Origin of the sequence: Tamlana crocina, from assembly GCA_040429635.1 — a bacterium.
GTDB classification, from domain to species: Bacteria; Bacteroidota; Bacteroidia; order Flavobacteriales; family Flavobacteriaceae; genus Flavisericum; species Flavisericum crocinum.
Genome location: CP158972.1, coordinates 495972 through 511073, shown reverse-complemented (window position 1 = coordinate 511073; position 15102 = coordinate 495972). Strand labels below are relative to the sequence as shown.

The following is a 15102-nucleotide window of genomic DNA, read 5'->3' as shown; positions in this document are numbered from 1 at the left end:
CTTTTCGTTTTTTGGTGGTACTTTCTTATCAAGAAATTATACTTATTTACCACACTCCAATTACTTGACAGAAAATGGTCACTGTCTTTTAAAAAATTTAAGGGCAAAAATGTCTTGTTCTTCAGTTTAATAGCATTTGACACCTACCACTTATTTTGTAACTTTATAGAAAGACAAATAGTCAACTACAATCAACACAATTCACCTTACACCCCAATATCCCTGCTTACTTTGGTATAAAACAGATGTTATTTGCCAATAGAAAAAGTAAATGTAGCCCCGTTACCTAAATCTGAATCTACTTTTATGGCTCCCCCTAATTTTTCAACCAGCTTTTTAACGGTAGCCAAGCCAATTCCGTTACCTTCTCGACCAAACCTATCTTGACTATTCAGTTTTTCAAAAATATTGAATATTTTTTGCTGATTTTCTGGTGCTATGCCGGGACCGTTATCTTTAACACTAAACTTATACTTCTTGCTGGTCTCCGAAACTGATATTTCTATTTTGGCCAATTCCTTGTCATTATATTTGATGGCATTAGCAACTAGGTTGATTAAAATTTGATTTATTGCTGTTTTGTTAGCCTTAATGCTAGACAATGATGAGTTTATAGTCATCTCCACCGAATGATCGAAATTGAACAGTTCAAGCATTTCAGTTTTCATCTCTTTAAGCCCAATAATTGATTTTTCCTGATTTAAAACACTATCGCTTTTACTGTATTGCAACAAACCATCTACCAAACTTGCTAAATTTTCCGAAGAATGGATAATCATTTCCAACATTTCCATCCCTTCATTATCGATCTTTACTTTATATTCTTCAACCAGCAAATTAGCTAAGCCAGATATACTCAATAATGGTGATTTTAAGTCGTGAGCCGCAACATAAACAAACTTCTCTAAGGCTTCGTTTTTTTCTTCTAAATCTTTTAAAGCCTCTTCTAACAGGTGTTTATTTTTTCGTAACTCAAGTAGTTTCATCACTTGATTGGAGAGTGCACTTAAAGATTGAATTTGACTTTGGCTTAACAAATTAGGTTTATGATCTATAACACATAATGTACCCAATGGCAGCCCATTTTCAGAGGTTAGAGGCACCCCTGCATAAAACACCACCTCTGGATCTCCCGAAACCAAAGGGTTGTCATGAAAACGTTCATCTTTTCTTGCATCTTGAACAACAAACACACTTTTTGGGTCGTTTATGGCATGCGCGCAAAAGGCATACTCTTTAGGAGTTTCCGTAGCCTCCAAGCCATGGTGAGATTTAAACCATTGCCTTTTGTCATCTACAAGACTGATAAGAGCAATAGGCATATTGCAAATCTCTGCCGCAATCTTTGTGATATTATCATAATCTTCTTCCGGCAATGTATCCAGAATACTGAAAGATTTAAGATTCTCTAATCTTTCGTTTTCGTTTTCTGGATCGGTTGGAGTTATCATGCTTTTCTTTTTTTAAGAACTCCAATCTAGTAAAATAATTACATTAACTACTGTTAAAATTTTGTTGTTTTAAATTTGTCGGTATTAGTTTTTATCAATTTCATACTCAAAGGTCTCAAGGTCTGCTTTTAAACGTACAGACTCTCCGTCATTTTCCCAAATAATATCAATCTTGTTCTCCGAAGTATTTTTAATGTGCATTTCGCCCAAAAATGCTTTGGAAGTATTTCGCAACCTAATCATCTCCAATTGATAGCGTACCACATCTGTTTTTAAGCCCTCTTCAACGTCCTGCAAGGTTAAAGTAGATCGGTTAATTTCTTTATGACCACCACTTCCTGCTTTATCGGCTGCCTCATAATCGTTCTTTCCGGCAAACACATCCAAATACCAAACTTGCGGAATGCCCGGCATAAACATTTGGATAGCACGCGCCAAAAGCATTTTATTTTCATCTTCGCCAAGGGCACTAAAAAATGTAGCATTGACTTGGTAATATGAGATTTTTTCTCCGGAAGGCCCGTAGAGATTTTTCACTCTTCCGCCACGCTCCATCACTTTATCCATTACGGCTTCAATCTCGGCGTCTTCCAACAAACCTTTATTGTATTTACCATCAACCTCTTTACCTTTTAAATCCAGAACCGGAATACCATCATGGCACCCCAACATATTTACGGTTTTATAGCCTTTGGAAACTATCTCATTTACCCATTTAATCAAGGCTTTGTTGCTTCCAGTTTCCAAAGTATGAATCATTAAACCTGGAAGAAAAAAATCATAAATAGGATACCTTTCACCTGCCACTTCTTCATGGAGTTTTGCGCCATATTCTGCATGGATTTCTGGCAGAAGCACCAAATTATGTTTATCTGCAATTTGTTTTATACGCTCTAAATACTGCCAAGTGCCCGGTTTATTAAAAAAGTTAGTTTCGCCAACTTCTTTATGGAGATAGGCAAAAGCATCGAGACGTAAAATTTTGCAACCATATTGCTTTAATTTAGCCAGGGTTTCCTCATAAAATTGCCAAACCAATTCGGATTTGGCATTAACATCCATTTGCCCTAAAAATGTTTTTTCGTTCGTGGCTTCATCCACCGTTATTTTTTGATAAAACGAGTTCCAGTAGGGTTGTTCCGCACCATCAGGAAATGGCACTTTTAAAATGGGCAGCCCTGCTTTACGCATAAACAGTTTATCCAAAAACTCTTTATTGGGCACTACTACACCTTCTTGATTTTTTTCACCGTTCCCGTCCCAAAAGGTATTCCAATTGATGAAGAAATCTTTATATTTTGATTGTTCGCCGTTCTGCAACAAATCTTTAAACTGAGGCGAAGCGACCGATAAGTGGTTTAAAACAATGTCAAACTTTAGTTTAATATTTAACGCTTCTAAAGTTTTTAAATCGCTTTCTGAAACCAATGCTTCATTCAAGTTATAATCTATAATTGAGAATCCCCGATCTAAATCACTATTAAAAAAAGTAGGCAAGACGTAAAACAGCGAAAACACATCCTTAAACTCAGCCTTTTTTAGCATGGCAATTAAATCGCCCAGATTTTCACCTATACTATCGGGATAGGCATTGAGCATTACCCCACTAAACATTATTGTTTGTTCATCTTTCATAACAGTTTTGATAAAATATTGATATTATCTGGCAATCGTCCTACATTTTGAAGTTTGAGTGCCGCTAGTTTTAAAGCCACTTCAAGACATTCATCAACAGACTTTTTATTAATATAAGCGAATAAAAAACCAGACCAAAAGGCATCTCCTGCACCAGTGGCATCCATAACCTTTTCTATTTTTACAGCCGGCTTCACTATCTCTTCTTTTCCTTTTTGCGACAACTTTACACCTTTGCTTCCCAAGGTTAAACAAACGGTATCGACACCTTGATTATGAAAAAATTTAAATATTTCTTCGTGCGGAAGCTCCTTTTCAAAAAGACGGAGCATATCATCTTCACTAATTTTCACCAGAGGGTTTAAATTACAATAGGCCTTTATCACTTTTAAAGCTTCCTCTCGGCTATCCCAAAGCTTTCTGGCATAGTTAACATCAATACTCAAAGTGCAACCTTGTTTACTTGCTTCTTCGGCTTTTTTAAGAATGGTTTCTTGTGCCGGTTTTCGACTTAACGCGAAACATGTAGTATGGTAAATATTGGTTTTTATTAAGGTTTCTTCTGTAATTTGACTTTCATCAATCTGATAATCGGTTTCCCTAAAAGGAAGAAAATCTGGAGTACCTTCAGACCGCGACACAAAAATGACGCTAGTGGCTTTGTTCTCCATTTTTTTGATAAAACTAGTCTTGACACCAACTTCTTCCAATCTTTTAAATATATATTCCCCAAAACCGTCGTTACCAACCGTAGCCACCAATGCCGAATTCAACCCCAATCGAGCGGAATTCATCGCTACGTTTGTTGGTGAGCCTCCTAAATACCTATGATAATCACGTGTCTCATTGATTAGCACTCCAGATTGATGACCAATAAAATCGACCAACACCTCGCCAACACACAAAATATCTATTTCTTTATTATTCTGAATCATTTTTAATCTCTGTAATTAATGTCCGCTAACGTTAAAAACATCCTAAATCGTTTCATCTTCATTCATTTCGGGTTGCTTAAGCCTTAGCGCGAAAACTCCTGAAATCACAAAAAATACTCCTCCAAACAGGATGGCGTTGACCGCACTATTGCTCAATAAGTTTTTAACTATTGGGCCAAAGGTTAATGTTTGTATTCCCATAGGAATCACAATCATCATGTTTAAAATACCCATGTAAACGCCACGACGCTCTTGTGGCACAATTTTAGATACCATGGAATACGGAATGCCCATCATCGCCGCCCAACCAATTCCGAAGAGTATCATGGGTAAAACCACCAATAAAGGGTCATTTATATATGGGATGCATAGCATGGCCAGTCCGGTTATAAACAAACTAAAAACATACACTTTTTTTCCGCCAAATTTTAATGCCAACGGCACCAATGCCAGGGCAAAAACAATGGTAGAAATATTGTAAGTCGTGTTCATCTTTGCCGCTTGTGCCAACGCTTGCGAGCTATCGAACCCCATACTTTCCTTAAACATAGGGGCTATAAATTGCCAATATACAAACAAGGCGTACCACTGAAACAAATAAACCGCTGACAGCTTCCACATAAATTTGGGCATATCTTTTATGGCGCTTACAATTTCCATAAAAGGCGTTTTAATTCTTTCGGAAATTGGTAAAGCTTTGTGTTTTTCAATTTCTTTCAGTTCGTCATCCGAGGGCGGAATTTCCGGTGTTTTTAATACTGACCAAAGAATGGTTGAAATGGATAACACAGCACCTATAAAGAAGGAATAATACAGCCACTTTGGAATGGATTTCACATTTTCGGTTACCTCTTCAACACCGCCAAACCAATCTTGAAAAATGAATATTGAAGCATTTGCTAAAACAATTCCAGCTCCCACAAATAAACTCTGCATTTGATAGCCAAAACTAAGTTGTTCATTTGGCAGCTTATCACCCACAAAAGCACGATAAGGTTCCATGGCCATGTTGTTTCCCACATCGAGAATCCACAATAATCCAACAGCAAACCATAACGCCGGACTGAATGGAAAAGCAAACAAACACAAACTACCAATTAAAGCCCCTATTAAAAAGAAAGGTTTCCGTCTTCCCCATTTTGGAGACCAAGTTTTATCTGAAATGGCTCCAATAATGGGCTGAACAATCAACCCTGTAACCGGACCTGCCAAATTAAGCAAAGGCAGTTGGTCGTGCTCTGCACCGAGAAATGAAAAAATGGGATTAACGGCTGTTTGTTGTAAACCAAAACTATACTGAATGCCCAAAAATCCAACATTCATATTAAAGATTTGCCAGAAGGACAATTTTGGTTTTGCTATTTTCATAGTTTTTAGTGTTTAGTGTTCAGTTGTTTTAAAAAGCCCTCAAAATCAGCAACATTATTCATAATCAATTGTTGTCCTAGATCTACAATCGGCAACGATATGGCATCAAGTGGAATGCCCTCCTTTTGCAATTTTAATATCATTTCGTTTTGTTTGTTTAAATCCACATCTACATCAAAGTAAACAAATGCTATATTGTTTTTTTTAAGGTAGGCTTTGGTATCCAGACAATAATGGCAGGTATCGCTACCGTAAACAATTAGTTTTTTCAACTCTTTTTGTACTGACTGATTTTTGGCAACTGAGCCTTGCTCTTGTGCAAAGCTTAAATTAACAGTTAGAGTAAAAAACACTATTGAAACAATTATTGACTTCATCATTTAAACTGGATTTAAAAAGAAACTGGTGGAACTTACCAACACACCACCAGTTCCTAAATTAACAAACAAATCAAACTAAACTTATTGTTTTTAGAATTTATATTGTAATGAAACAGTTGATGAGCGACCACTAATAGATCTTGCTCTTACCAAACGGTCATTACCAAAAGCACCATCACCATTACCCTCAACCTCTGTAATACCAACGGTATCGAATAGGTTGTTAACACTCAATACTAATGACAATCCTTTTGTTAACCCAGCTCTACCTATTAGGTTGAAGTAGGCATATCCTGGCATTACTAAATCGTTATCATCCTGAGCATAAGATTTTGTTGTACCCAAAACACTTAATGCCACCCCGTGCTGCTTACCTTCACCGAAGTTATAAGACGGTGATAAGTTGTAAACCAAATCGGCCTGTCTTCTTGGCGTGTTTCCTTTATTGTCTCCACCGTCAATTTCAGCTTTGGTCCAAGTAAAAGACCCGTTGAATGTTAGATTTTCTCCAAAAGCCAATGCTGTTTCGGCCTCTAAACCAAGTGCTTTAAATGGGTTACCTACAGAACGATTCAACTCATTACTTAAACCTTCGTCGGTATTACTCATAAATCCAGTAAGGTTAAGTACCCCGTTGTTTAATCTTTTCTTAAAACCAACTTCCAATTGAGATACTTCATCGTACTGAACATCGGCCTTTCCATCGGTGCCGTAGTTATTTCTATCGGTAGCTCTACCCGAAGCACCCGAACTATAGCGTGCGAACACCGCCGAACCTTCGTTCAATTTATAGTTAAGACCAGCTGAATACGATACAAAGTTGTATTTGTCGTCAACAATTTGACCGGCATTACCAATAATTACTGGAACGCTTTCTTCAATACCTTCTATAGTACCGTTTCCGTCGTAATCGTAGTTGCCTTGACTTGTTGGCCCAGCTTGAATGTTTCCGTTAACACGAACGTTTTCAAAACGGATACTACCATCAAAGTTTAATTTTTCAGTAATATCGGCATCCACACCAACATAAGGTGAATTTACATTATGTACCGTGTTGTATTTACGTTGGCAGCAGTTGCCCCAAACCGGAGTTCCGTAAGAATACTGTCCGTTTCTTGAGAAGCCGTCGAAATCTGCTAATCTTGCTTGTCCGCCACCTTGTACTTCAGAAATGAACGAACTCCATTGCCATCCAATTTTGGTGTTTTGGGTTGCTGTGAATAAACCAGCAGTAAAACCAACATTATCACTTATCTTCTTAGATACTTTTACGTCGCCAAAGAAATTGCTTAAATCATCAACCGTTACATCGAACATGTGAATAATTTGCGCTAAACCATTTGAAGGATTGAAAGCCTCTCTATCTCCATCTGAATACACTAAAGAACCTGTTGCATTTACAGCATCTCTTGCGGTAGATTCAATTTCTGAGACCGTTCCAACAGCCGCAGTAAATGGAGATACCCACTCACCGCTATTGCTTGAATATCTTGCTTTACCAGTTACTTTCCAATCTTTAGGCAAGCTAAAAGAGAATTCTGCACCCAAAGATTTAGAGATAGGATTGTTTCCATTTCTAACATCGTTTACATGGTTTTCTCCGCTAAAAGGCGAGGTTCCGGCACTTTGTTGTAAATAAGCTGAATGTACAGCATCTGAAGTGATATCGAAACCAGGCAAGTTATCGTAAGTAGGGTCGTCGTTACTACCTTTTAACAACATAGGCATAGGCAAGTACATTACCGATCTGTCATTCAATAATTTTGTGTAAACACGCACATAGCCGTTATCGAATCTTTTGGTAAGGTTGGCTTTAAACTGCCCACCTTTATTACCTTGATAACCAATTTCGCGAGGCCCTTCGCCAGTTCTGATGAACCCACCCATATGATATGAAAACCCATTTTCTAAAGGTGCACCATATTCAAAATCCAATCGGCTAGTTTGATAACCCAACCCGAATGTTGTACCTACAGAACCACCTTCAGTTGAACCTGTTTTGCTAATCATGTTGATTATACCTGCTGGCCCATTTGAAGTTTGTGTAGAGGCTGAACCACCTCTAATGGCTTCCACTCTACCAATATTAGAATCAATTCTTAAAAAGTTATCGGCATTACCAAAAGACGTATCACCAAATAAATTTAAAGGCAAACCATCTTCCTGAATTTGGAAATACCTTGAACCACCCGAAGAAATAGGCACACCACGCACGTTAAAGTTGGCATTACCTTCACCACCTGATGATTCTGCACGAATACCTGGGATATTTCTAAAAAGCTCACCTGAACTACGCGGAGAAGCCTGTTCTATGAGTTTAACATCCATGGTAGAAACCGATACACTCGACTCGATTTTCGATTTCGGATTTACCACACCGGTTACCACCACTTGGTCTAAAGATTGAGTATCTTCCTTCATGGTAACATTAACTGAAACATCTGCTCCGCTTACGGATACACTTTGTGTAAACTTGGCATAACCTAAAAAGGAAGCTACTAAAGTGTAAGTTCCATTTTCAACATTATCAATGGAATAGTTTCCATCAAAATCTGTTACCGACCCCTTGGAGGTTCCTTCTAAAATAACGTTTACACCAGGTAAAGGCACCCCGGCTTCGTCTTTAACGTTACCTGAAATTGATTGCGCCATTACGCTGCCCACCGATAGAAGCATAACAATCAACAACATCCCTTTGTTCTTTAATGTGTTCATTTTTGTCTTTTTTAGTTATTTGAAAATTTAATCAGTTTATTTTGTCAAATATATATTTCAAACATGATTTTTTTATCAATCCACTAAACTAAAACGATTTAGTTTAAACTAAATCGTTTTAGTAATTATAGAAATTAACTTTTATATTTACCATAATTTATAACTGGAATACCATTTTCAGCGCTGCGAAAAAACAAACAACTGAAAAACAAGCTATCGTAAAACTCAACTAAATGAAAGAAGCTGTAACCCTAAAACAAATTGCTGAAAAATTGGGTATTTCTGTAACTGCTGTCTCGAAAGCCCTCAAAGACTATCCAGACATTAGTAAGAAAACAAAGAAGCTTGTAAGGAAAACAGCAAAAGAACTCAACTATAAACCCAATACATTTGCAGTTAACTTAAGAACAAAAGAATCTAAAACCATTGGTTTGATTATTCCTGTAATTGTACACCACTTCTTCTCGAATGTTATTAAAGGCATAATAGCTCAGGCCGAAAAAAAGGGATACCTCGTGATTATACTTCAATCTAATGAATCTTATGAATTAGAAAAAAAACAATTGGATTTGCTGATGAGTCAACGGGTAGACGGCATAATAATATCATTGGCAAATGGAACCTCTAATTTTAGTCATTTAAACGATATCATTGCTCAGGAAAAACCTTTGGTAATGTTCGATAAAATAGCCAAGGTTGTAAAATGCTCTAAAGTGATTATTGATGACCGAAAGGCTGCTTACATGGCTACCCAACATTTAATTGATACAGGCTGCAAACGAATTGCTCATTTTAGGGGTTCACTGCTGCCACAAAATTCCATTGATAGATTTTTGGGTTATAAGAAAGCTTTAGAAGACAACAATATGGTTTTTGACCCAGCTTTGGTCTATTTGTGCGAATGTGGCGACATGAGTTTTGAAGAGGGGCAAAACAATGCGAAAAAGCTATTGAACGACCACAACGATGTTGATGGAATTTTTATCAACACCGATTTGGTAGCTATTGGTGCGATGACTGAATTTAACAAACAAGGCATAAAAATACCTGATGACATTAGTATTGTTGGGTTTAGCAATTGGTTTATGGCTTCGGTTATTTCTCCTTCACTTACCACCATAGACCAACCGGGATACCAAATGGGCAAAGCTGCATTTAAACAATTATTCAAAGAAATTAAAGCAGCTAAAAAAAATAAAACCGTAGAACCTGAAGTTATCACACTAGACACGGCTTTGGTAAAAAGGGATTCCACCAAATAAAAAAAATAATCGCCCTATCCCTTTAGGTCTTGATTTTTAAGCCTTCGCTCCCCCTATTGGTTAAAACGATAAACAGGCTTTCTTTTAAGTTATAAAAACACCCAAAAAAAAACCTAATGTAAACTTAATATTAACTAAATGTAAATTAATTGTAAACTTTTTGCTATATTAGATTAAAAATGAGAGTTATGCAATTATTTAAAAACATCAGAAAAACGTTTAAATCACTATCGTATAAATATTGGGTTTTTAAAATAAGATTGAAAATGTATGTCCTAAAATCGAAACGTGTTTTTGAAACGCCTTATAGGTAAAAACTAATCATTTAATGCTTTAAAAACTTAATATTTCGAGTTAAACCGGCGTATTTGGTACGCTTTACGGCCGATTTTTTAAACACTTTTCTAAAGGTATCTTCGGTAATCTCTTCCCAGTCTTTCTTGCTCATAGAAAGTAATTCGGGATGCGGATTGAACAATGGTTCATTATGTGGTTTTGAAAACCGATTCCACGGACAAACGTCTTGGCACACATCGCAACCAAACATCCAGTCGTCCATTTTCCCGTTAAATTCCTTTGGAATGTTTTCCTTTAACTCAATGGTTAAGTACGATATGCATTTGCTGCCATCTACTACATAAGGTTCAACAATGGCTTGTGTGGGGCAGGCGTCAATACAAGCAGTGCACGTACCACAATGGTCGGTAGTTGGTGCATCGTACTCTAATTCTAAATCGATAATCAATTCGGCTATAAAGTAAAAAGACCCTACCTGTTGGGTCAATAAATTGCTGTGTTTGCCAATCCAGCCCAAACCACTTTTTGCAGCCCAAGCTTTGTCAAGAACCGGCGCGGAATCGACAAAGGCCCGTCCTTCCACCTCCCCAATTTCATCTTGAATGAATTGTAAAAGTGACTTCAACTTATCCTTAATGACAAAATGGTAATCGGTGCCGTAAGCGTATTTTGACAGTTTAAAACTTTCAGGATTTTGGGTTTCCGAAGGAAAATAATTCAGCAACAACGACACCACACTTTTTGAACCTTCAACCAATTTGGTTGGATCCAACCGCTTATCGAAATGGTTTTCCATGTATTGCATTTTGCCGTTCATGTTGTTGTTTAACCATTTTTCCAAACGCGGGGCTTCTTCTTCTAAAAACTCAGCTTTCGAAATGCCACAAGACAAAAAACCGAGGCGTTTGGCTTCGGTTTTAATAAGTTCGGTATGTTTTTGTTTGGAGTTCATTTGTCAAAATAACCCACCCTGCGTTGGCCCTTTAATTTTACCAAGGTGCTTGTAAGCTTGCTCGGTCACTTCTCGGCCACGGGGGGTTCGCATAATGAATCCTTGCTGAATTAAAAAAGGCTCGTAAACTTCTTCAATGGTTTCTGGGCTTTCGCTTACTGCCGTAGCAATGGTAGTAATCCCGACAGGACCACCTTTAAATTTTTCGATGATTGTTGATAGGATTTTATTGTCCATTTCATCCAAACCGTGGGCGTCAACGTTTAAAGCTTCCAAAGCGAATTTGGCGATTTTAATGTCTATTTTTCCGTTGCCTTTTATTTGGGCAAAATCTCGAACACGGCGCAATAAGGCATTGGCAATACGGGGTGTGCCACGACTTCTTCCGGCAATTTCAACAGCGGCTTCCATCGAAATGGGCACGTTTAAAATACTGGCACTACGCTGAATAATCGTCGTTAATAAGTCGGTTTTATAATATTGCAGCCTACTTTGAATGCCAAAACGGGCACGCATAGGCGAGGTTAACAGTCCCGAACGGGTGGTCGCCCCAACCAATGTAAACGGATTCAAATTGATTTGTACCGTTCGGGCATTGGGACCGGTTTCGATCATAATATCGATTTTGTAGTCTTCCATGGCCGAGTACAGGTACTCTTCCACAATGGGACTTAATCGATGGATTTCATCAATAAACAGCACGTCGCGCTCTTCCAAATTGGTTAGCAGACCGGCCAAATCGCCAGGCTTATCTAAAACAGGACCTGAAGTCACTTTAATTCCCACATCCAACTCGTTGGCTAAAATATGGGCTAAAGTGGTTTTTCCCAACCCCGGAGGTCCATGAAACAAGGTATGATCTAAAGCTTCGGTACGTAAATTGGCGGCCTGAACAAAAATTTGAAGATTTTCCAATACCTGATCCTGACCCGTAAAATCATCAAAAGATAGCGGTCTTAACTTTTTTTCTACATCGAACTCTTCTGGAGAAAAACGATTGTTTGTTGGATCTAGGTTTTCGTTCATACAAAGCCCTTCGACTGCGCTCAGGGTGACATTTGATTTTAATTTAAAAATAGACTGCCGTCTTCACGGAAACAGCAAAGCTACATACTCAAGCAAATATAAACAAAAAGCCTTTCCTGTGCGGAAAGGCTTTGACTAATAATTTGGTTAAAATTAGGGTTGGTTAAGAATCTCTTTTATGATATTTCCGACTACGCGGAAATTTGCGTTAGTTTAAAATAGTAAACTCGCAGCGTCTATTAATATCGTATTCCTCATCATCACAAATGCCTTCTTTTACACATTTATTAAGCGGCTGCATTTCTCCGTAGCCAATGCTTTTTAAGCGGTTGCGCTCAATGCCTTGGCTTACCAAATATTCTAAAGTGGAAGCTGCGCGGCGTTTCGACAAATTTAAGTTATACTCGTCTGGGCCACGGGCATCGGTGTGTGCCGACACTTCTACTTCCATACTTGGGTATTTTTTCATTAAATCGACCAAAACGTTTAAAGTTTTAGCCGCATCTTCACGGATTTCCGATTTATCGAAATCAAAGAATATTTTTTCCAATTGCACCTGCACGTCTCCTTTTTCGTTTTCTTTTACGCGTTCTTCAGCATCGGCATACGATTCCAAACTTAAGTAAATATTATGCTGAATTTTTCCTTTGCTATCGGTTGAAAACTCTACATCCTGCGGAATGTAAGCTTTGCGAGTTCCACGAACCTTATATTTTTTATTCGGCTCGATTTTGAAAATATAGTAAGCATCATCACCCACAATAGTATCTTGAATTACAGTGTCAGACTCATCGAACAAGGTGACCAAAGAACCCGTTAACAATTCTTGGCTGTTTTTATCTTGCACAATACCTTCCACTTGGTATTTAGTCAACGGATTTTCTTCCCTTTTGAAACCAAAAATCCGGTCGTAACCCGTGCGGTTTGAAGACACATAACCCATGTTGTCTTTCTCGCGAACCACATAGGCAAAATCGTCCAAATTACTGTTTACCGAACCGCCTAAGTTCACTGGTTTATCGAACTCGCCGTTTACCATATTGCTCCTGAACACGTCCAATCCGCCATAACCTTCATGACCGATGGATGAAAAATACAGCACATTGTATTCACTAATAAAAGGAAACTGCTCGCGGTGTTTGGTGTTTAATTTATCACCCAAATTTATAGGCTCGCCATAAGTACCATCATCATTAATGGCCACTTTATAAATATCGAAACTTCCGTAAGTTCCTGGCATATCGCTGGCGAAATACAGTGTTTTCTCATCTTTGCTCAATGCTGGGTGCTCGGTACTGTAGCTGTTTGATGTAAACGGTAGTGCCGTTACGTTGGTCCATTCGCCATCAACCATTTCAGCTTTATAGATTTTGATGTGGGCAATACGCTCTTCATCCGTTCTTTTACGGGTTTCGTTTGTTCGGTTGAAATACATGGTTTTTCCATCTTTGGTAATCACCGCATTACTTTCATGCGAATCAGTATTAATGGCATCCGGAAATGCTTGGATATCTTCCAAAGTATTGGCATCGCTTAATGTAGCATGGTATAAATCCAAATACGGCAAATTATTCCATGAGTATGCTGGGTTATCGGAATTTCTGGCGGAAGCGAAAGCCACCTTATCATCTCCAAAAAACGATAATCCGAAATCACCACTGGAGTTTTTATTTTCAATTTGTTTTAAATTGAAGACGTGAGGCGTGGTTTTTTCAACCGACTCGATAAAAGCCATTGTATTTATAGGCTTGTTGTAATACATGCTTAAGTGCTTATCGGCTTCCTTATAGTTTTTAACGCCTTTTAAGGCCTGCCCAAAACGAAAATGGTAATCGATATCGATAGAATCACCATATTCCACAAACAGCTCTCTATAGGTTTTAACTGCTTTTTGAAGACTGGCATTGTAGTAATAACTATCGGCCAAATTTTGAAGCACTTCTTGGTTGCGCTCTTTTGTTTCGTAAATTTCGGCAGCATCTTTATAGGCGCGCATTTCAAAAAGCTTATTTACGCGCTTTAAATTGCTTTTTTGCGCCCATGCCATTCCACCAATTAATAAAAGGCCTGCCAGTATATATATATTTTTTTTCATCTTTCTTGTTGTTAAAAATTAGAAGAACCTTGGTGAACGGTCGTAGCCACCTTTAAATCCGAATAAGTCCACATCAAACAGTACAAAAATTTCGTGCGATCCCGAGCTGTATTCGTTTAAGCTGCTTATGGTATAATCGTAAGCATAGCCTATTCTTAAATCTGGTGTTACCCTAAAATTTACCAGGGCACTCATGGCATCCCCTAAACGGTAGCCTAAACCGGCTTCCAATTTTTCGTTAATCAACACATTTGCCGTCAGATCGAGAGCCATTGGCGCTCCTTTTACCGCTCTTGCCATAAAAGCTGGCTTCAGTTTTAGGTTTTGATTTAAATCGAACACATAACCACCGGTAAAAAAGTAATGCACATTTTCAACTCCCGTGGCTTTTATACCATTTTCTTCTTCCAAATGTTTTGTGGACAACATATTGGGAGCTGAAAGACCTAAATAATAGTTTTCTGCGAAAAAGAAAGCACCGATGCCCACATTAGGGAATACACGATTAACGTTTTCGTTAAAGGCATCATCGGTATTTGTTCCTCCCGATTGCAACTCGAAGCCATCAAAATTGGTATCGAACATAGTAACTCCGGCCTTTAATCCGAAAGATATTTTGGTTTCTATCCCCACCGGAAGCACGTATGCGAAATCGGCATAAATATTATTTTCGTTTACCACATCACCAATATTGTCGTTGGTGAACGAAACACCCATTTCAATTTTATCGTTTACGGGTGTATGGGCAAAAAACGTTCCCGTTTTTGGAGCACCTTCCACGCCTACCCATTGGGTTCTGTAAAGTCCACCGAGGTTTAAAATACCTTCTTCGGCGGTGGCATAAGCGGGGTTAATAACGCTCATGTTATACATGTACTGCGTAAATTGGGGGTCTTGCTGTGCGTGGCTTTGTATCGATAAGAACGCCAGACTTAACAAAGCAGCTATTTTATGATATATATTTAAATTGTTCATCGTTTCTAAAT

The 15102-nt window shown here is 38.1% G+C and carries 11 protein-coding genes; 1 reads left to right on the top strand and 10 read right to left on the bottom strand.

Features of this window, described 5'->3' with window-relative positions; genetic code table 11:
* Positions 1–248 precede the first annotated feature (248 nt).
* From ABI125_02260 to ABI125_02235, 6 genes are all read right to left on the bottom strand, one after another.
* Positions 249–1451 (bottom strand): ATP-binding protein, encoded by a 1203-nt coding sequence (locus tag ABI125_02260; protein ID XCF06692.1) that lies wholly within the window; start codon positions 1449–1451, stop codon positions 249–251.
* Positions 1452–1535: 84 nt separating this feature from the next.
* Entirely contained in the window at positions 1536–3086 is a 1551-nt protein-coding gene (gtfA, locus tag ABI125_02255) for a sucrose phosphorylase (GenBank protein ID XCF06691.1), read from the bottom strand.
* Positions 3083–4021 carry a carbohydrate kinase gene (locus ABI125_02250; GenBank protein ID XCF06690.1) on the bottom strand — a complete coding sequence of 313 codons (939 nt, stop codon included), beginning with the start codon at positions 4019–4021 and terminating at the stop codon, positions 3083–3085. The genes gtfA and ABI125_02250 overlap by 4 nt, the downstream gene beginning before the upstream one ends.
* 42 nt (positions 4022–4063) lie before the next feature.
* On the bottom strand, positions 4064–5389 hold the full coding sequence (locus ABI125_02245) for an MFS transporter (GenBank protein ID XCF06689.1): 1326 nt from the start codon (positions 5387–5389) through the stop codon (positions 4064–4066).
* Between the two features lie 5 nt (positions 5390–5394).
* The gene (locus tag ABI125_02240) at positions 5395–5769 is read right to left on the bottom strand and encodes a glutaredoxin domain-containing protein (GenBank protein ID XCF06688.1); all 375 of its coding nucleotides are present in this window, start codon (positions 5767–5769) and stop codon (positions 5395–5397) included.
* A 90-nt stretch (positions 5770–5859) separates the two neighbouring features.
* Positions 5860–8484, bottom strand: a complete 2625-nt coding sequence (locus ABI125_02235; protein XCF06687.1) for a TonB-dependent receptor — start codon at positions 8482–8484, stop codon at positions 5860–5862.
* A gap of 233 nt (positions 8485–8717) precedes the next feature.
* On the opposite strand from ABI125_02235, the gene ABI125_02230 reads away from it, so the two are divergent.
* Entirely contained in the window at positions 8718–9746 is a 1029-nt protein-coding gene (locus ABI125_02230; GenBank protein ID XCF06686.1) for a LacI family DNA-binding transcriptional regulator, read from the top strand.
* A gap of 325 nt (positions 9747–10071) precedes the next feature.
* Here the strand turns inward: ABI125_02230 and queG are convergent, their stop codons facing one another.
* The 4 genes from queG to ABI125_02210 all read right to left on the bottom strand — a co-directional run bounded on the left by queG (position 10072) and on the right by ABI125_02210 (position 15091).
* Entirely contained in the window at positions 10072–10995 is a 924-nt protein-coding gene (queG, locus tag ABI125_02225) for a tRNA epoxyqueuosine(34) reductase QueG (protein ID XCF06685.1), read from the bottom strand.
* 3 nt (positions 10996–10998) lie between these two features.
* Complete coding sequence (gene ruvB / locus ABI125_02220) at positions 10999–12021, bottom strand: Holliday junction branch migration DNA helicase RuvB (GenBank protein XCF06684.1); 1023 nt, start codon at positions 12019–12021, stop codon at positions 10999–11001.
* A gap of 208 nt (positions 12022–12229) precedes the next feature.
* The gene (locus ABI125_02215) at positions 12230–14116 is read right to left on the bottom strand and encodes an OmpA family protein (protein ID XCF06683.1); all 1887 of its coding nucleotides are present in this window, start codon (positions 14114–14116) and stop codon (positions 12230–12232) included.
* 18 nt (positions 14117–14134) lie between these two features.
* Positions 14135–15091 (bottom strand): type IX secretion system membrane protein PorP/SprF, encoded by a 957-nt coding sequence (locus tag ABI125_02210; protein XCF06682.1) that lies wholly within the window; start codon positions 15089–15091, stop codon positions 14135–14137.
* Positions 15092–15102: the final 11 nt, after the last annotated feature.